This is a genomic window from Nostoc sp. UCD121 (assembly GCF_014222285.1).
Lineage (GTDB): Bacteria > Cyanobacteriota > Cyanobacteriia > Cyanobacteriales > Nostocaceae > Nostoc.
Genome location: NZ_JACKZS010000544.1, coordinates 1 through 367 on the forward strand (window position 1 = coordinate 1; position 367 = coordinate 367).

Genomic DNA, 367 nt, shown 5'->3' on the forward strand with positions numbered 1-367 from the left:
TTCGTCATGGGGCTGATTCTTATATGCTCAAAAGTGCTGATGTAGAATTGATTGAACTAGCCATCAAGAGAGCTTACTCTGATGAATGTCTACTTGACCCTAAGCTGGCTAAAAAACTGTTAAAAAACCTTGATAAAAATAGATATATTGACCCTAGTTTTGCTGATAAAAACTTGCTTGACTCTCCCACCGAACGACAAATACAAGTCCTGCGTTTACTGGCTCAGGGTTTAGGTTTTGAACAGATTGCCAAAGAAATGTTTCTCTCTGTTAGTACAGTCAAACGTTATGCCAGCGATTTGTACAGTAAATGGCACGTCAAGAACAGTTATGAGGCGATAAAAAGAGGGGCGATGCTTGGTTATAT

The 367-nt window shown here is 39.2% G+C and carries 1 protein-coding gene; it reads left to right on the forward strand.

All coding sequences use genetic code 11. From position 1 onward, the window contains the following. On the forward strand, nucleotides 1-367 hold a 367-nt coding region (locus GNF10_RS39570; protein WP_185607531.1), incomplete at both ends, for a response regulator transcription factor.